At 58.9% G+C, this 17,101-nt stretch carries 16 protein-coding genes; 6 read left to right on the forward strand and 10 right to left on the reverse strand.

From position 1 onward, the window contains the following. Positions 1-13: 13 nt before the first annotated feature. Positions 14-940: a TIGR02285 family protein gene (locus tag JFT91_RS25355; protein ID WP_201234217.1), complete on the reverse strand. Its 927-nt coding sequence runs from the start codon at positions 938-940 to the stop codon at positions 14-16. Beyond that, positions 921-2,120 (reverse strand): CaiB/BaiF CoA transferase family protein, encoded by a 1,200-nt coding sequence (locus JFT91_RS25360; RefSeq protein ID WP_201227826.1) that lies wholly within the window; start codon positions 2,118-2,120, stop codon positions 921-923. The genes JFT91_RS25355 and JFT91_RS25360 overlap by 20 nt, the downstream gene beginning before the upstream one ends. Positions 2,121-2,265: 145 nt before the next feature. On the opposite strand from JFT91_RS25360, the gene JFT91_RS25365 reads away from it, so the two are divergent. The 3 genes from JFT91_RS25365 (at position 2,266) to JFT91_RS25375 (ending at position 6,027) form a co-directional block, all read left to right on the forward strand. Then, positions 2,266-2,808, forward strand: coding sequence for a YaeQ family protein (locus JFT91_RS25365; protein WP_007908961.1), 543 nt, complete (start codon positions 2,266-2,268; stop codon positions 2,806-2,808). Positions 2,809-2,863: 55 nt separating this feature from the next. Then, complete coding sequence (recJ, locus tag JFT91_RS25370) at positions 2,864-4,573, forward strand: single-stranded-DNA-specific exonuclease RecJ (protein ID WP_201227825.1); 1,710 nt, start codon at positions 2,864-2,866, stop codon at positions 4,571-4,573. A 347-nt stretch (positions 4,574-4,920) separates the two neighbouring features. Next, positions 4,921-6,027, forward strand: coding sequence for an NADH:flavin oxidoreductase/NADH oxidase (locus JFT91_RS25375; protein ID WP_201227824.1), 1,107 nt, complete (start codon positions 4,921-4,923; stop codon positions 6,025-6,027). Positions 6,028-6,235: 208 nt separating this feature from the next. Here the strand turns inward: JFT91_RS25375 and JFT91_RS25380 are convergent, their stop codons facing one another. Next, positions 6,236-7,864 carry a glucan biosynthesis protein D gene (locus JFT91_RS25380; protein WP_201227823.1) on the reverse strand — a complete coding sequence of 543 codons (1,629 nt, stop codon included), beginning with the start codon at positions 7,862-7,864 and terminating at the stop codon, positions 6,236-6,238. A 403-nt stretch (positions 7,865-8,267) separates the two neighbouring features. Here JFT91_RS25380 and JFT91_RS25385 point away from each other — a divergent pair, with 403 nt between their 5' ends. Then, positions 8,268-8,453, forward strand: coding sequence for a hypothetical protein (locus tag JFT91_RS25385; protein WP_201200936.1), 186 nt, complete (start codon positions 8,268-8,270; stop codon positions 8,451-8,453). Here the strand turns inward: JFT91_RS25385 and JFT91_RS25390 are convergent. Next, positions 8,450-8,656 (reverse strand): hypothetical protein, encoded by a 207-nt coding sequence (locus JFT91_RS25390; RefSeq protein WP_201234218.1) that lies wholly within the window; start codon positions 8,654-8,656, stop codon positions 8,450-8,452. The genes JFT91_RS25385 and JFT91_RS25390 overlap by 4 nt on opposite strands. An 88-nt stretch (positions 8,657-8,744) precedes the next feature. Beyond that, positions 8,745-9,257: a BRO-N domain-containing protein gene (locus JFT91_RS25395; RefSeq protein ID WP_201234219.1), complete on the reverse strand. Its 513-nt coding sequence runs from the start codon at positions 9,255-9,257 to the stop codon at positions 8,745-8,747. A 347-nt stretch (positions 9,258-9,604) separates the two neighbouring features. Here JFT91_RS25395 and JFT91_RS25400 point away from each other — a divergent pair, with 347 nt between their 5' ends. Next, the gene (locus JFT91_RS25400; protein WP_201200937.1) at positions 9,605-10,186 is read left to right on the forward strand and encodes a ComF family protein; all 582 of its coding nucleotides are present in this window, start codon (positions 9,605-9,607) and stop codon (positions 10,184-10,186) included. A gap of 5 nt (positions 10,187-10,191) precedes the next feature. Then, the gene (locus JFT91_RS25405) at positions 10,192-10,749 is read left to right on the forward strand and encodes a hypothetical protein (protein WP_201200938.1); all 558 of its coding nucleotides are present in this window, start codon (positions 10,192-10,194) and stop codon (positions 10,747-10,749) included. A 58-nt stretch (positions 10,750-10,807) separates the two neighbouring features. Here the strand turns inward: JFT91_RS25405 and JFT91_RS25410 are convergent, their stop codons facing one another. From JFT91_RS25410 to JFT91_RS25430, 5 genes are all read right to left on the reverse strand, one after another. Beyond that, positions 10,808-12,292 carry an APC family permease gene (locus tag JFT91_RS25410; protein ID WP_201227821.1) on the reverse strand — a complete coding sequence of 495 codons (1,485 nt, stop codon included), beginning with the start codon at positions 12,290-12,292 and terminating at the stop codon, positions 10,808-10,810. Between the two features lie 225 nt (positions 12,293-12,517). Further along, a complete protein-coding gene (locus tag JFT91_RS25415) occupies positions 12,518-13,942 on the reverse strand; it encodes a gamma-aminobutyraldehyde dehydrogenase (RefSeq protein ID WP_201234220.1) in 1,425 nt (474 codons plus the stop codon). 181 nt (positions 13,943-14,123) lie between these two features. Continuing rightward, positions 14,124-14,951 (reverse strand): ABC transporter permease, encoded by an 828-nt coding sequence (locus JFT91_RS25420; RefSeq protein WP_127650803.1) that lies wholly within the window; start codon positions 14,949-14,951, stop codon positions 14,124-14,126. Beyond that, entirely contained in the window at positions 14,941-15,861 is a 921-nt protein-coding gene (locus tag JFT91_RS25425; protein ID WP_007908947.1) for an ABC transporter permease, read from the reverse strand. The genes JFT91_RS25420 and JFT91_RS25425 overlap by 11 nt, the downstream gene beginning before the upstream one ends. Before the next feature lie 16 nt (positions 15,862-15,877). Continuing rightward, positions 15,878-16,915 carry an ABC transporter ATP-binding protein gene (locus JFT91_RS25430; protein ID WP_201234221.1) on the reverse strand — a complete coding sequence of 346 codons (1,038 nt, stop codon included), beginning with the start codon at positions 16,913-16,915 and terminating at the stop codon, positions 15,878-15,880. Positions 16,916-17,101 lie beyond the last annotated feature (186 nt).

Here is a 17,101-nt window from a genome sequence, read left to right on the forward strand (position 1 = left end):
GTCCGGCGTTTGCCTATTGCGTGGCCTGCTGTTCGAAAAACAGCCGTGCCTCTTCGAGATAGTCCGCTTGGCGCTCGGGATTCAGCCACGCGGCATACAGCTGATTCAAATGCTCGTGGGGCAGGGTGCGCAGCAGTTGATTGATCTCGCTGATGGCCTGACGTCCCAATGTGGTGTCGGAACAAGCGACATATCCCGAGAGATATTTCCCGGTGCCCTTAATGGGATAGAACTCCAGCTCATCCTCGGCGATCTGCGCCTGCTTGGCCTGATAGCGGATTTCCGGCCAATAACCCAGCACCACCTGCAAGCGTCCCAGGCGCTGCATCGACAGTAGATTGGTCAATGCATCGTTGCCGTAATGCGCCGTCAGCGCAGCGCTCGGCGCCTGATGCAGGATACTGTCGAGAAACTCACCGTAGCTGCGTTCGGCGACAACACCGACTTTTCTGTCGCCACCGGCCAGCAGCGCCGAGAGGTCGACTTCGCCATCCACCAAATAGGGTTTGAGCACTGCCCGATCTTGCTGACGGACCACCAGGCCATTGCTCACCGCGCGAATCGCCGGGATCGAATACGCCACCCACTGCGCACGCTCCTTGTTCCACAACAACGCAGGGTCGCAGGCGAACGGGTTTTCGTGGAGCATTTGCAAGCCACGGGCACGATTGACGCGCATCAGCGTGTGTTCGTACTGGGGCATGCCGGCGATCAGCATCGGCATCAATTGATCGATCACCCCCTGACCTTTTTTCGGGCCTTCGAAAATCGTCAGGGGCGGCAGGTCGCGCAGCAGCCATATCAATGTTGGTTTCGCCTGCGCCCAAGCCGGCAGGGCCAGCAAAAGCAACAGGCCGAACAGGCGCCACGGCCACCCGTGGTGGGCGCGGTTGGCGTGCGATGTCGGCCGGCGTTTCAGCTTAAATGGCTCCGTCTTCACGCAACCGGGCGATCTGTTGCTCGTCGTAGCCAAGATCGTTCAGTACCTGCGCATTGTGTTCACCGAGCTGCGGCCCGACCCATTCGGAAGAGCCCGGTGTCTCAGAGAGTTTCGGCACGATGCCCGGCATCTTGAAGTCCTTGCCTCCCGGCAGCTTGGCTGACAGGAACATTTCCCGGGCCAGGTACTGCGGATCGCTGAACATGTCCTCGGCGCTGAAGATTCGGCTGACCGGTACTTCGGCCTGATTAAGCAGGTCGAGCACTGTTTGCAGCGGCTGCGAATTGACCCAGCGATCGATCACGCCGTACAGCTCGTCGCGGCGACTGTCGCGTCCGTCGTTACTGGCCAGCATCGGATCGTTGGCCAGATCATCGCGGCCGATGATCAGCATGAAGCGCTTGAAGATCGCATCGCCATTGGCGCCGATCTGCACATGCTTGCCGTCGGCACTGGTGTGAATAGAGGAGGGCGTGATGCCGGGCATGATGTTGCCGGTGCGCTCGCGGATAAAACCGAACACGTCGAACTCCGGCACCATGCTTTCCATCATCGCGAAGATCGCCTCATACAACGCCACATCAACCACCTGACCGGTGCCGCCGTTGACCTCGCGATGCCGCAGCGCCATCAGCGCACCGATGACGCCCCACAGCGCGGCAATTGAATCGCCGATGGAAATGCCGGTGCGTACCGGTGGCCGGTCCTCGAAACCGGTGATGTAGCGCAGGCCGCCCATGGATTCGCCGACCGCGCCGAAACCCGGCTGATCTTTCATCGGCCCGGTTTGACCGAAACCGGACAAACGCACCATCACCAGTTTCGGGTTCAGGGCGTGCAGGGTTTCCCAACTCAGGCCGAGTTTTTCCAGCACGCCGGGGCGAAAGTTTTCGATGAGGATGTCGGCTTCGCCGAGCAATTTTTTCAGGATCGCCAGACCATCAGGATGCTTGAGGTTGAGCGTCAGCGACTTCTTGTTGCGCGCCTGCACGAACCACCACAACGATGTGCCTTCATACAGTTTGCGCCACTTGCGCAGCGGATCACCGCCGTCCGGCGATTCGATCTTGATCACTTCGGCGCCGAACTCGCCGCAAATGCGTGAGGCAAATGGCCCGGCGATCAACGTACCTAACTCGATGACTTTCACGCCGCTGAGCGGCTTGTTGGAAAACGGCATGCTGAATCCTGTAGGACAAGGCTGAGCGATACAGCGTTTTAACATAGCCGGCTGTCAGGCGCCGCAGGTTGATTGCCATCAATTCGATGATTGCCTACCGCATCGGTTAGACTTGCCGACTTTCCTCGTATCAAGAAGCCCGTTCATGGCCCAGCCTTCGACCACCTACAAGTTTGAACTGAACCTCACCGACCTCGACCGCAGCGTCTACGAGAGCGTCAAGCAGACCATCGCCCGTCACCCTTCGGAGACCGAAGAGCGCATGACCGTGCGGCTGTTGGCCTACGCCCTCTGGTACAACGAGCAGTTGTCGTTTGGTCGTGGTCTGTCAGACGTGGATGAACCTGCGCTGTGGGAAAAGAGCCTGGACGACCGCGTTCTGCACTGGATCGAAGTCGGTCAGCCTGACGCCGATCGCCTGACCTGGTGCTCGCGTCGCACCGAGCGCACCAGCCTGCTCGCCTACGGTAGCCTGCGTGTGTGGGAAACCAAGGTGATCCCGGCGATCAAGAACCTGAAGAACGTCAACATCGCCGCAGTCCCGCAAGAAGTGCTGGAGACTCTGGCCAAGGACATGCCCCGCGTTATCAAGTGGGACGTGATGATCAGCGAAGGGACGATCTTCGTTACCGACGACCGTGGTCAGCACGAAGTCCAGTTGCAATGGCTGCAAGGTGAGCGCGGCTGATCCCGCGCCCTTAACTGATTAATCCCACGTATTAAAGAGAAGTCTCCGTCACCCCATGCGTATCGAACCTCGTCAACTGCCTGCCACTCTGCCCTTTCTGGGTGATATTCCGCCGCTGCTGACCCGCTTGTATGCGGCGCGGGGCGTGCAGTCCGAGGCAGAACTGGACAAGAGCCTGGCGCGGTTGATCCCGTTTCAGCAGCTCAAGGGCATCGACGCGGCGGTGGACTTGCTGGTGACGGCGCTGGAGCAACGCCAGCGCATTCTCATCGTTGGCGACTTCGATGCGGACGGTGCGACGGCCAGCACGGTCGGCATGCTCGGCCTGCGCCTGCTCGGTGCCGCGCACGTTGATTATCTGGTGCCGAACCGCTTCGAATACGGCTATGGCCTGACCCCGGAAATCGTCGAAGTCGCGATGACCCGCGATCCGCAGTTGCTGGTCACCGTCGACAACGGTATCTCCAGCGTCGAAGGCGTGGCCGCCGCCAAGCGTCATGGGCTGAAAGTGCTGATCACCGACCACCACTTGCCCGGCGATGAGCTGCCGCAGGCCGACGCGCTGGTCAACCCGAACCAGCCAGGCTGCGAGTTTCCGAGCAAGGCACTGGCCGGCGTCGGGGTGATTTTTTATGTGTTGATGGCGTTGCGCGCGCGTTTACGCAGCCTCGGCTGGTACGAGAACAAGCCGCAGCCGAACATCGGCGAGCTGCTTGATCTGGTGGCACTGGGCAGCGTCGCCGACGTGGTGCCGCTGGACGCCAACAACCGGATTCTGGTGCATCAGGGGCTGGAGCGGATTCGCGCCGGGCGTGCGCGGCCGGGGATCAAAGCGATCCTTGAAGTCGCCAAGCGTGACGCAACCCGCATCACTTCGACGGATCTGGGTTTCATCGTCGGTCCGCGCCTGAACGCCGCCGGGCGTCTGGATGACATGAGCCTGGGCATCGAATGCCTGCTCACCGCCGACGCCAATCTGGCCCGGGAAATGGCCGCGCAACTGGACGGCATGAACCAGGATCGCAAATCCATCGAGCAAGGCATGCAGCGTGAAGCGCTGGCGCAGCTCAAGGACTTGCCGGTGGAGTCGATGCCGTTTGGTCTGTGCCTGTTTGATGCGGAGTGGCACCAAGGGGTGATCGGCATCCTCGCGTCGCGCATGAAGGAGCGTTATTTCCGTCCGACCATTGCCTTCGCTGATGCTGGCGACGGCTTGCTCAAGGGCTCGGGGCGCTCGGTGCAGGGTTTCCATATTCGCGATGCCTTGAGCGTGGTGGCAGCGCAGCATCCGCACCTGATCGCCAAGTACGGCGGTCATGCGATGGCCGCTGGTCTGACCTTGCCGCAAGAGAATTTTGCGCTTTTCGCCGAGGCCTTTGACGCTGAAGTGCGTAGGCAACTTCGCGAGGAAGACCTGACCGGGCGCCTGTTGACCGATGGCACGCTGGCGGTTGAGGAATTCCACCTCGAACTGGCCCGCGCCCTGCGCCATGCCGGGCCTTGGGGCCAGCACTTCCCGGAGCCGTTGTTTCACGGTGTGTTCCAGTTGGTCGAGCAGCGCGTGGTTGGTGAGCGACATCTGAAGGTGGTGCTGAAGAGCGAGTGTGGCTCGGTAAAACTGGATGGCATCGCGTTTGGTATCGACCGGGATATCTGGCCGAATCCGACGATTCAGTGGGTTGAGCTGGCGTATAAGCTCGACGTTAACGAGTTTCGTGGTAACGAGACTGTTCAACTGATGATTGCCCACATCGAACCACGCTAAATACTGAGTGCTTTTGTGGCGAGGGAGCTTGCTCCCGCTGGGCTGCGAAGCGGCCCCGAACCCTGCAACCACGTTGCTACAGGAAAATCACACCCGCAGATTTTACGGCTGCTGCGCAACCGAGCGGGAGCAAGCTCCCTCGCCACAGGTTCGGTGGCGCACACAGAAAACGTCTTGAACCCTCCCTCATCCCCCGTTGTCGACTAGGCTCTAAGCACTGCTTGATTGGCCTTGTGACGTCTTGTCGAATTTTTTGCCCGCGGGGGCGGGTGCTCCACCTTTTCCTGTCACTCGTCGACTTTTCAAACAGAACCCTGGAGCCTGCCCACTGATTTGAGAGGTGCCCCATGAGTCTGCTGCTTGAACCCTTCACTCTGCGCCAACTGACCCTGCCCAACCGCATCGCCGTATCACCCATGTGCCAATACTCTAGCGTCGACGGCCTAGCCAACGACTGGCACCTGGTGCACCTCGGCAGCCGCGCGGTGGGCGGTGCCGGCCTGATCTTCACTGAGGCCACCGCGGTCACCGCCGATGGCCGGATCACCGCCGAAGACCTCGGCCTGTGGAACGATGCACAGATCGAACCACTGCAACGCATCACCCGATTCATTACCTCCCAAGGCGCGGTTGCCGGCATTCAACTGGCTCACGCAGGGCGCAAGGCCAGCACCCATCGGCCGTGGCTCGGCAAACATGGCAGCGTCAAACCCGATGATGGCGGCTGGACACCGGTCGGGCCGTCGCCGATTGCCTTTGACCCACAACACACACAGCCAAAACAGCTCGATGAAGGCCAGATTGCTGAAGTCATTCAGGCGTTTGTCGATGCCGCGAAACGTGCGCTGACGGCGGGTTTCAGTGTCGTCGAAGTGCATGCTGCCCATGGTTATCTGCTGCATCAGTTTCTGTCGCCGTTGAGCAACCAGCGCCGTGACCAGTACGGCGGCTCGTTCGAAAATCGCATCCGTCTGGTGCTGCAGGTGACTGAAGCGGTCAGGGCGGTTTGGCCGGAGGAGTTGCCGGTGTTTGTTCGCGTCTCGGCCACTGACTGGGTGGAGGATGGCTGGAATCCGGATGAAACCGTGGAGCTGGCGCGACGCCTTCACACGCTTGGCGCGGATCTGATCGATGTGTCGTCGGGCGGCACTGCTGCCAACGCAGAGATCCCGGTCGGGCCGGGTTATCAGACGCGCTTTGCCGAGCGCGTACGCAAAGAGTCAGGCATCGCCACCGGCACTGTGGGAATGATTACCGAGCCGGCGCAGGCCGAGCACATTTTGCGCACCTGCCAGGCCGACATCATCTTCCTCGCCCGCGAGCTGCTGCGTGATCCGTACTGGCCGTTGCATGCCGATGATGATCTGGGTGGACGCAAAGCGGTGTGGCCGGCGCAGTATCAGCGTGCGACGCATCGGGATCAGCCGATTCATGAGTCTGATTTGCGCGATTAAGTCAGTAGCGATGAAGCAAAAAGCCCCGGGCAGTGATGGCCGGGGCTTTGTTTTTTGTCTGCTGAATGTTGTTTTGCCTGGGCCTCCTTCGCGAGCAGGCTCGCTCCCACATTGGTGCAATGCCGGTCATGACTTTTGTGGTCGACCGAGATCAACTGTGGGAGCGAGCCTGCTCGCGAAGAGGCCCGCCCAAACAGCTAGAGAACCCTCAAGGGTATTTGCGCTTATCCGGCGCCGGCGGGAAGTACTGGTACAACCACGTCTCGCTCAACGTACGATCGTTGGTGCGGATAAACAACCGCAGCTCCACCGGCTCAACGCTGTCATTGGTCGGGTACCAGTCAAACAGAATCCGGTAACCCTTGATGTCATCCAGCACCAGCACGCTGAAGTCCTGCACCTTGCCGTTCGAGCAGGTGATCACTGGCTCAATCCCGGTACCCGCTGGCAAGCGGTCGAGGCCTCCACCGGTAAAGTCCACGGCAAAACGACGCGCCCAGACTGGCGGGTAATGCTCGCCCGGTGCCCAGCCTTCAACGAAACCGCCCATGCCGGAACGGGTCGCCTGGACTCGCGCCAACGGCGTGCTCACCGGAGGCAAAGCGCTCCAGTAAAGCTTGTAGCCGTAGTTCAGCGAATCACCGGCAGCGACCGGTTTTTTCGGTGTCCAGAACGCGACGATGTTGTCGAGGGTCTCGCCAGTCGTAGGAATTTCCAGCAGATCGATCGAGCCTTCGCCCCACGCGGTGGTCGGTTCTACCCACAGGCTTGGGCGCTTGCTGTACCAGTCCACGGTGTCCTGATAGTTGGCGAACTCGTGGTCGGTCTGCACCAGGCCGAAACCTTTCGGATCGGTGTCGGCAAACGCGTTGAATTGCAGGGTTGCCGGATTGTTCAGCGGGCGGCAGATCCACTCGCCATTACCGCGCCACATGGCCAGACGATCCGAGTCATGGATTTGCGGGTGAATGGTGTCGCACATGCGGCGTTCGTGGGTGCCGCAGCTGAACATGCTGGTCATCGGCGAGATGCCCAGTTGTTCGATGGCCGTGCGCGCATTGATGTGCGCGTCGATTTCCATCACCACGCGCTCGGCCTGGCAATCGATGTCGAAGCGGTAAGCGCCGGTTGCACTCGGCGAGTCGAGCAAGGCGTAGACCACAAAACGCGTGGCGTTCTGGTCCGGCGTCTCGAACCAGAACTTGGTGAAGTCAGGGAATTCTTCGCGCTTCTTGGCATAAGTGTCGATCGCCAGACCGCGCGCGGAGAGGCCATATTGGCCAGTCGCATCCACCGCGCGGAAATAACTGGCGCCGAGGAACGACACCACGTCATGGCGATCCAGTTCCGGGGCCTTGAACAGTTTGAAACCGGCAAAACCCAGGTCGCCTTTCAACTGTTGAGTGTCGACCGAGGTGTTCTCATAGTTGAAGAGCGCCGGACGGAAATGCACCTCGCGGGCGGTTCGGGTCTTGGGATCGACGCTGTACATGCGCACCGGCTGGCGGAACCCCATGCCGACGTGGAAGAACTGCACGTCGAGCTGACCCTTGTTCTCCTTCCACAACGAATGCTCGCCGTCGTAGCGGATCGCATTGAAGTTTTGCGGGGTCATGGTCGCCAGCGTCGGCGGCAGCACCTGTTTGGTGTCCTGATAAGCACTGCCAGCGAGTTGCTTGGCCTGGCGCTTCAATGCTTCGAAGTCAAACGCCTGTGCCTCACCATCAGCGGCGCCGCCATTGGCAGCCCACGCACGGGTGGCCAGCAGGCCGGTGGCCGAAAGACCGGTGTAAGCCGCAATGGCCATGGACGCTTTGAGCAAATTCCTGCGGTGCATAAATACAACCTGTCGTGTGCAATCCCGCGCCCTTCCTGGCACGTGCTGGATCAGAAATAACGGTTCGGACAAGCCTTCGGCCAAACGCAACGGACTATAAACAGATGCCGGCTAGCTTAAACCGTTCGCTCACAATGCAAAATTCGTTGATTCATTGCGTGAGTGTGTCAATGAAACAAGACATGTCGGTTAAAAATCTGACAGGACGTTCTGATTTACACGGCATATCTGCTTTTCTCGACTAATTACTCTAAAAATCGCTTTTCAGCGCCGAATTAATTTCTATTCTATGAGCATGACCGGCGCGACCCATTTAGCCGGCAGGGCACACGGCGCTGCTGTAAGGGGCAGGACGATGTGGTGTTTAAGCAATTCTTTGCAGTATTAGAGAAGGACATCGTCCATGGCAAAAATACAAGGCATCACCGACATGTTGGGCATCTTTCCCTGCCTCGGCAGCGGCCGCAGAAAACGTCGGCTCAGCTCTGACGAACTGAAACTGGTGGAGCGCTATCGAGAGCTTTCGGAGAGTGACCGGATTGCGATGCGCTATCTGGTGGATGCGATGCGGAGTGTTTCGCGGTTTTAGCGCTGGGGTAGGTACCGTGAAAGCCAATTGGCTTTTACGGTCGCCAAGTCAATCAACTTGCCTGCGTCGGCATCAGCGATGCCGACTTTTATTGCTTCCTGGCGCATGGCTACGCTGATTTGCTTTAGGTAACACTCTGCGAAGAACTCATCGCTTGGGATGACTTCCAGAACGTAGGGCATTTCAACGATTGGCGCTTTCATCTGCAAACAACTCGGTTAGAGGTTTGAAGCGCGGAACCTGTGGCGAGGGAGCAAGCTCCCTCGCCACAGGTTTTTTGCTGGATGGACTTCAGCTACAGGTTCCCAAAACCGGATACGGCTGCTGGCCGTGCATCAACTCCGGCACGTCTCGCCATTTGACCCACGCCTGCTGCTGCCAGTGCAGCAGAGGGACGGTGACCCCAGCCCAGTTCACCGAACTCAGGCTCGGGCAGTTATCCACAGGTACCGCGTTGGTTTCGCGCAACATCGGAATCACTTCATGGCTCAACCATTGGCGCAAGTTGCGGTTTTCCGGCACGAAGTGATGGACGAGCAGGGCATACAGGCCGGACTCGCTGACCGTCGCGCAATCGACGATTTCGCCGTCCTTGCGCATGAGGACGTTGCGACGCTGGTCGGGATCGAGTTTCAGGGTGAGGCGTTCGTTCAGCGGATAACCCATCAGGCGACCGAGATCCTGAACACAGAACCAGGCTTCGTGGTCTTGCATGAACGCGTGGAGAAAGCGGTTGTGGCGGGTGAAGACGGTGGGGGTGAAGAAAGCGGAGCTTTCAGAAGGAATTTGTACGTGGTTAGGCATTTGTCGACTCCAATTTTGAGAATAGAGCCGCCACTCAAATGAGTGCGGTCACGCCGTGTTGATATTTATTCCGGCTCCGACACCGGGCCGCTGATTTCGCTGCCAAGAAAAAGCCTATCGGCAGGTCACGTAAGACGCCAAGTCGGTTCTGTCGATACCTTCTGTAGGAAAGAGGATTTGTTTGCGAAGGCCATATCTGTAGGAAATGCCTGTTTTTGCATTGGCGCCAGCGAGACCAACCCTAACCAGTGATTTTTCCGCTATTTATTTGAATCTTGCGCATCGCTGCAGATGCTCGGCCCGTGGTTTCAGGGCTCAAAGGATTGTTATGAATAAAGGAGAATTCAATGAAGGTGTCTCTCAAGCAGATCAACGGCCCTTGGGATCAGGGCTGGGTGCTGGACAAACACATGGTAAGTAGTACCTTTCTTGGCAACGATGATCGCGGATACCCATGCTTCGATAATCAGCGCACTGAGATTGGCGAGGCTACCTACCAGCTCAAATACCAGAAGGATTGGACTCAGGTCAGCCCACTTGCTCAGGCGTTAGCGACAAATGTGTTCCCAAAACTGAATCAGGTCGGGTTCGTGGTGCCCATGCCCGCTTCAAATATTCGTCAGCGACAACCGGTAACTGAGGTTGCCCTAGCGTTGGGACGAATTATCGGGCGGCCGGTTTACTCGGATCTGCTTCGAAAAGCGACCACGGGAAAGTCGCTGAAGGATTTGCATTCCAAAGCCGACAAGGTTGCGGCGATTGGAGACAGTTTCAGCGTCAATGATGAAATCACCACCGATGTGCGCTGGAATGTTTTGGTTGTAGATGATTTGTTTGATAGCGGGGCGTCGATGGACGCGGCCTGCGCTGTTTTGCGTAAATATCCGAAGGTAGGGAAAATTTACGTCGCAGCGCTAACTTGGAAGTGAACTCAATGACGACTGTATTTATTGCCGGCTCTATCAACATCAAGAACCTTGATCCGAAGGTTAAAGAGCGCATCAATAATATCGTGGAGTCTGAGTTTGAGGTGGTGGTGGGGGATGCAGGGGGTGCCGATACCTCTATTCAGGAGTACCTGCTGAGTCTCGAACGATCCAAAACCACGGTGTTCTGCAGCGGGACGGCACCGAGAAATAACCTAGGGAAATGGCCCGCGAGGACCGTCGATTCCAAACATGCCAAAGGGTCGAGAGCCTTCTTCACCGAGAAAGACGTCGTCATGGCCGAAGCAGCCGACTACGGTTTGATGATCTGGGATGCAAAGAGCACCGGTACGCTCAGCAACGTCATTGAACTGTTGTCGAGGAAGAAAAAGTCGCTTGTTTTCGTCAACAAGGAAAAGGAATTCAAAGTCGTCGGAGACGTCAGTCAGTTGGAAGAGTTGATTGCATTCATGTCCGATCACGCCAAGCAAAAAGCCAACGAAAAAATCAAACTGTTCGACCGTATTTCCTTGCTGAAACACGATCAGGCAGAGCTTTCTTTTTGATGGTTTTTCTCGGCTGCCCTGAATCCCGGCACCTTGTCGGTGCCGGGATCAAACACTCTTAGCGACTCACTTTCCAGGCATCCCCAGCCGGCGCCTTGCCATGGTCATACGGCTTGCCAATCCACATATAAACCAAGCCCAATCCAATCACGATCGCCGTGCTCAACACCATCGCATAGTTCACATACCAAGCCGCATCCGGCGTACGTGGCCAGGCCATATTGATGATTGCGCCAACGCCATACACCAGCGCGCCGATGTTCACCGGCCAGCCCCATGCGCCGAGGGTGAATTTGCCGCTCGGTTTCCAGCCTTTGCTGCGGGCGTACAGCGCGGCCAGGACGATCATCTGGAACGCGAGGTAGATGCCGATGGCGGCGAAGCTGACGATGGTGGCCACGGCGTCTTGCAGGAAGAAGCCGAGGGCGATGATCAGGGCCGGCAGGACGCCAGACACGAACAGTGCGGCAACCGGCACTTGGGTGGTAGGAGAAATCTTTTTCAGCAGTCGGCTACCGATGACCATTTCGTCGCGAGCGTAGGAGTACAGCAGACGGCTCGCCGCTGCTTGTAGGCTGATGACGCAGGAGATGAAGGAAATCATCACCACGCCCATCACCACTTTCGAGCCGACCGGGCCGAAGGCGTTGTTGAGGATGGTGGTGACCGGGTCTTTGTCGGTGCCATTGATCACCGCTTGCATGTCCGGTACGGCGAGGATCAGCGCCAGGCAGGCGAACATTGCCGCGATGCCGCCGATGTAGATGGTCATGCGCATGGCCACCGGGATTTTCGCGCTCGGATTCGGGGTCTCTTCGGCGACGTCGCCGCAAGCCTCGAAGCCGTAGTAGAGGAACATCCCCGCCAGCGATGCGGTGAGGAATGCCGGCAGGTACGAGCCGTCGACGCTGATGTCGAAAGTGTTGAACAGTACGCTCAGCGGTTGATGGCGTTCGAACACCAGCAGGTAAACGCCAACGATCACCGCGCCGACCAGTTCGCAGAGGAAGCCGAACATGGCGATGCGCGCCAGCACTTTGGTGCCGCTGAGGTTGACCAGCGTGGCGAACAAGGTCAGCACCAGAGCGATGACGATGTTGGTGTTGTTGCTCGGCTCAAAACCGAGCATGGCGGCCAAGTATGGACCCGCACCGACGGCGACCGCGGCGATGGTGACGCAGAGGGCGATGGAGTAGATCCAGCCGACCATCCATGCCCATTTTTTACCGACCAATCGACGTGCCCAAGGGTATACACCGCCGGAAATCGGGAACTGCGAAACCACTTCGCCGAAGATCAGGCACACCAGCAACTGGCCGCAACCGACCAATAAATAGGCCCAGAACATCGGTGGCCCGCCAGCGGCAAGGCACAGGCCGAAGAGGGTATAAACCCCTACGACCGGTGACAGATAAGTGAAGCCCAAGGCGAAGTTTTCCCACAGGCTCATGCTGCGGTTGAAGTTCGAGGTGTAGCCCAGTTGGCGCAGTTGTTCGGCATCGCTGTCGGCAACGGCTGTGGCGAGATCGGGTGAGGAACTCATGTGTGTTTGCTCCGTGAAATCGGCAGATTTCGGATGGCCGAGGCCGTGGCGGGGCGATATGGGCGCCGCCCGGTTCGGTAGTTATTGTTAGGTTTTATCCTGGTAGTGCGCAGAGCCGGTTTCTGCCTTGAAGCCGGAGTTGACGCCTTCGCGAGCAAGCTTTGCTCCTACAGAGGTACATCGCACCACTGTAGGAGCAGAGCTTGCTCGCGAAGCTTTTGATCTTTAGTGCTTGAACATCACATGCCGAACCGTGGTGTAGTCCTCCAGCCCGTACATGGACATGTCCTTGCCGTAACCGGACAATTTCTGACCGCCATGGGGCATTTCGCTGACGAGCATGAAGTGCGTGTTCACCCACGTGCAGCCGTACTGCAAGCGTGCGGCCAGGCGATGCGCGCGTCCTACATCCGCTGTCCACACTGAGGAGGCGAGGCCGTAGTCCGAATCGTTGGCCCACTCCAGCGCCTGCGCTTCATCGGTAAATTTTGTCACCGAAACCACCGGCCCGAACACCTCGCGACGGACGATTTCGTCGTCCTGCTGCGCATCGGCCAACACCGTCGGTTCGAAGAAGAAGCCGTTGCCCTCGACAGCCTTGCCGCCAGTGATCAGACGAATGTGCGGCTGAGCCACGGCACGCTCGACAAACCCGGCAACACGGTCGCGATGTTGGGCAGTGATCAACGGCCCGAGCTCGGTCGACGGATCATCCTGCAAACCGTGCTTGATGCTGCTGACCGCCGCGCCGAGTTTCTCGACAAACTTGTCGTAAATGCCTTGCTGCGCGTAGATCCGGCACGCGGCGGTGCAGTCCTGCCCGGCGTTGTAGAAACCGAAGGTACGGATGCCTTCCACCGCCGCATCGATATCGGCGTCGTCGAAGATGATCACCGGCGCCTTACCGCCCAGTTCCATGTGCATACGTTTAACGCTGTCGGCGGTGCTGGAAATGATGTTGGCGCCGGTGGCGATGGAGCCGGTCAGCGAAACCATGCGCACTTTCGGGTGCGTAACCAACGGACTGCCAACGGTAGGACCGCGACCGAATACCAGATTGAGTACACCAGCCGGGAAGATTTCCGACGCCAGTTCGGCCAGACGCAACGCGGTCAGTGGGGTTTGTTCCGACGGCTTGAGCACCACGGTATTACCGGCCGCCAGTGCCGGGGCGATTTTCCAGGCGACCATCATCAGCGGGTAGTTCCACGGCGCGATGGAGGCGATCACGCCAACCGGGTCGCGGCGGATCATCGAGGTGTGACCGGGCAGGTATTCGCCACCCGCCGAACCGCTCATGCAACGGCTGGCGCCGGCAAAAAAACGGAACACGTCGGCAATCGCCGGGATCTCGTCGTTGAGCGCCGCGCTGTAAGGTTTGCCGCAGTTGTCGGATTCGAGTTTGGCCAGTTCTTCGCCGTGGGCTTCGATGGCGTCGGCGAGTTTGAGCAACAACAGGGAGCGGTCTTTCGGCGCGGTTTGCGACCAATCGGCGAAGGCGTTATCGGCGGCACGCACGGCGGCGTCGACCTGAGCCTCGGTGGCTTCGTTGATCTCTACCAGCACTTCGCCACGCGAAGGGTTGAGCACTGGTTGCGCCGGGCCTTCACCGGTGACCAGTTGGCCGTTGATCAAGAGTTGGGTTTGCATGGTTCTGTCCTCTTCGAATCTATTGTTTTTCTGCCGAAACCGGATTGAAACTGTGGGAGCGACGGTGCGACGACTCGACCTGCTCGCGAAAGCGCTGTGTCAGTCGACATCAATGTTGGATGCGCCGGCCTCTTCGCGAGCAGGCTCGCTCCCACAGGGGATTTTGGTGTCTGTCAGATATTTATTTCCCGCCGCTACCGGCGACACTCTCGCCACCGCGCGTCAGGTAATACGCGCCGAGAATCGGCAGCATGGTCACCATCATCACCAGCATCGCGACGACATTGGTCACCGGCACATCCCGTGGCCGGCTCAGTTGGTTGAGCAGCCACAACGGCAACGTGCGTTCATGGCCTGCGGTGAACGTGGTGACGATGATTTCGTCGAACGACAACGCAAACGCCAACATGCCGCCGGCGAGCAACGCCGAGCCGAGGTTCGGCAGGATGATGTAGCGAAAGGTCTGCCAGCCATCGGCGCCGAGGTCCATCGAGGCCTCGATCAAACTGTGCGAAGTGCGGCGCAAACGGGCGATGACGTTGTTGTAGACGATCACCACGCAGAAGGTCGCGTGGCCAACGATGATAGTGAACATCCCCGGCTCGATCCCCAGCGTTTTGAACGTCGCCAGCAGGGCGATCCCGGTGATGATCCCCGGCAACGCGATTGGCAGGATCAGCATCAGTGAAATGCCCTGTTTGCCGAAGAAATCGCGGCGGTACAACGCTGCCGAAGCCAACGTACCGAGCACCATTGCAATCAGTGTGGCGATGGCTGCGATCTGCAATGAAAGCTTGATTGCCTCCAGAACATCAGGCCGCGAAAAAGCGACGCTGAACCAGTGCAGCGTGAAACCCTTCGGGGGAAAGCTGAACGCCGCTTCCTCCGTGTTGAAGGCGTAAAGGAAGATGATCAGGATCGGGAAGTGCAGAAACACCAACCCGCCCCAAGCTGCGATTTTCAGGCCTAGAGAGGCTTTCTCCCCCTGCTTTTCTGAATTAGAGCGCATCGAAGGCTCCCAGTCGTTTGACGATGGACAGGTAAACCGCGATCAACACAATCGGCACCAGCGTGAACGCCGCCGCCATCGGCATGTTGCCGATCGCACCTTGCTGCGCATACACCATGCTGCCAACGAAGTAGCCCGGCGGGCCGACCAGTTGCGGCACGATGAAGTCGCCCAAGGTCAGCGAAAACGTGAAGATCGAACCGGCCGCGATTCCTGGAATCGACAGCGGCAAAATTACCTGCATAAAGGTCTGACGCGGCTTCGCGCCCAAGTCAGCGGAGGCCTGCAACAGCGACGGCGGCAGACGTTCCAGCGACGCTTGAATCGGCAGAATCATGAACGGCAGCCAGATGTAGACAAACACCATGAACCGTCCCAGATGGGAGGTCGACAAGGTGCTGCCGCCGACGCCGGGAATCCCCAGAATGAACTGCAATACCGGCTCCAGCCCCAGGTGCTGCACGAACCACTGCGCCACACCGCCCTTGGCCAACAGCAACGTCCACGCATACGCCTTGACGATGTAACTGGCCCACATCGGCATCATCACCGCGATGTAGAAAAACGCCTTGGTTTTGCCGGTGGTATAGCGCGCCATGTAGTAGGCAATCGGGAACGCGACGATGGCGCTGGCGATCGATACGACGATGGCCATGCTCAGCGTGCGCAGGATGATGTCGAAGTTCGACGGCTGAAACAGCGCGGCAAAATTGGCCAGGGTAAGGTCTGGAGTGACCGCCATGGTGAAGTCGTCGAAGGTGTAGAAACCCTGCCACAACAGCACCAGCAGCGAGCCGAGATAAATCGCGCCGAACCACAGCAGCGGCGGCACCAGCAGCATCGACAGATACAGATTCGGCTTGCGGTAGAGCAGGTTGGAAAACCTGCGCAACGGCGGCGATGCAGTCATCGCGAGCGTGCTCATGTCACACCCCGCTCGTCACGGTGTCGTGCAGAGGAATCATCGCTTCCCGCGCCCACCGTGCGCTCAGGCGCTGGCCGGTCTGATGCTGCGCGCTGCTGTCGATCCACTGATTGTTAGCGTGGCTGATGCTCAGGGTCTGACCGTTTTCCAGCTTCAATTCATAACGGGTGGCGCTGCCCTGGTACTGGATGTCATGGAGCAGACCGCTGACTTCGATTTCATGACTGGCGAGCGGGCCTTCCGCGAAACGCACGTGCTCCGGACGAATCGAAAACGGCTGAGGATGGCCGCTGAGCTGACGCGCCAGATCGCCACGAATCACGTTCGAGGTGCCAACGAATTCAGCCACGAATGTGGTGGTCGGTTTCATGTACAGATTGCGCGGCGTGTCGACTTGCTCGATGCGTCCCTTGTTGAACACGGCCACGCGATCGGACATCGACAGCGCTTCGGTTTGATCGTGGGTGACGAAGATGAAGGTGATGCCGAGTTGGCGTTGCAGCTTCTTCAATTCGCTTTGCATTTGCTCACGCAGTTTCAGATCCAGCGCGCCCAAAGGTTCATCCAGCAACAACACGCGCGGACGGTTGACCAAGGCGCGGGCGAGGGCGACACGCTGGCGTTGGCCGCCAGACAGTTGCACCGGTTTGCGTGCGCCGTAACCGCCGAGGGCGACCATGTCCAAGGCTTCTTCTGCGCGTTTATTCCGTTCGGTTTTGCCGACGCCTTTGACCTTCAACCCGTAGGCGACGTTGTCGAGGACGTTCATGTGCGGGAACAGCGCGTAATCCTGAAACACCGTGTTGACGTCACGTTGGTACGGCGGCAAACCGGCCGCTTCGGCGCCGTGAATGCGGATCGAGCCGGCGCTCGGTTGCTCGAACCCGGCGATCAGGCGCAGGCAGGTGGTTTTGCCCGAGCCGGAAGGGCCGAGCATGGAAAAGAACTCGCCGTCCTGGATATCGATGGAAACCCGGTCAACGGCCTTCACTTCGCCGAACTGCCGGGAAACGTTGGTGAACTGGACTGCAAGCGTCATGGTGCGGTGCTCCAAAAAGGCGCGGGCCGTCGCAGCGGCCCTGCCTGGACTTCTGAAAAATCAGTCTTTCGAATTTCAGTTTTGCTTTTGATAAAGGTCGACGTGGCAAAGTCGTTTCGGGTGCGTAGCGAGCGGCGATTAGCCGTGTCCGGCCAGCGCGCAGCCCCCGGAGCGTACGTTAGTACG

Origin of the sequence: Pseudomonas sp. TH08 (genome assembly GCF_016651275.1) — a bacterium.
Taxonomy (GTDB): domain Bacteria; phylum Pseudomonadota; class Gammaproteobacteria; order Pseudomonadales; family Pseudomonadaceae; genus Aquipseudomonas.

Coding starts and splice junctions, on each gene's coding strand:
- JFT91_RS25360 (WP_201227826.1), bottom strand. CDS start 2,120: ATGCCGTTTTCCAACAAGCCGCTCAGCGGCGTGAAAGTCATCGAGTTA.
- JFT91_RS25365 (WP_007908961.1), top strand. CDS start 2,266: ATGGCCCAGCCTTCGACCACCTACAAGTTTGAACTGAACCTCACCGAC.
- recJ (WP_201227825.1), top strand. CDS start 2,864: ATGCGTATCGAACCTCGTCAACTGCCTGCCACTCTGCCCTTTCTGGGT.
- JFT91_RS25375 (WP_201227824.1), top strand. CDS start 4,921: ATGAGTCTGCTGCTTGAACCCTTCACTCTGCGCCAACTGACCCTGCCC.
- JFT91_RS25380 (WP_201227823.1), bottom strand. CDS start 7,864: ATGCACCGCAGGAATTTGCTCAAAGCGTCCATGGCCATTGCGGCTTAC.
- JFT91_RS25385 (WP_201200936.1), top strand. CDS start 8,268: ATGGCAAAAATACAAGGCATCACCGACATGTTGGGCATCTTTCCCTGC.
- JFT91_RS25390 (WP_201234218.1), bottom strand. CDS start 8,656: ATGAAAGCGCCAATCGTTGAAATGCCCTACGTTCTGGAAGTCATCCCA.
- JFT91_RS25395 (WP_201234219.1), bottom strand. CDS start 9,257: ATGCCTAACCACGTACAAATTCCTTCTGAAAGCTCCGCTTTCTTCACC.
- JFT91_RS25400 (WP_201200937.1), top strand. CDS start 9,605: ATGAAGGTGTCTCTCAAGCAGATCAACGGCCCTTGGGATCAGGGCTGG.
- JFT91_RS25405 (WP_201200938.1), top strand. CDS start 10,192: ATGACGACTGTATTTATTGCCGGCTCTATCAACATCAAGAACCTTGAT.
- JFT91_RS25410 (WP_201227821.1), bottom strand. CDS start 12,292: ATGAGTTCCTCACCCGATCTCGCCACAGCCGTTGCCGACAGCGATGCC.
- JFT91_RS25415 (WP_201234220.1), bottom strand. CDS start 13,942: ATGCAAACCCAACTCTTGATCAACGGCCAACTGGTCACCGGTGAAGGC.
- JFT91_RS25420 (WP_127650803.1), bottom strand. CDS start 14,951: ATGCGCTCTAATTCAGAAAAGCAGGGGGAGAAAGCCTCTCTAGGCCTG.
- JFT91_RS25425 (WP_007908947.1), bottom strand. CDS start 15,861: ATGACTGCATCGCCGCCGTTGCGCAGGTTTTCCAACCTGCTCTACCGC.
- JFT91_RS25430 (WP_201234221.1), bottom strand. CDS start 16,915: ATGACGCTTGCAGTCCAGTTCACCAACGTTTCCCGGCAGTTCGGCGAA.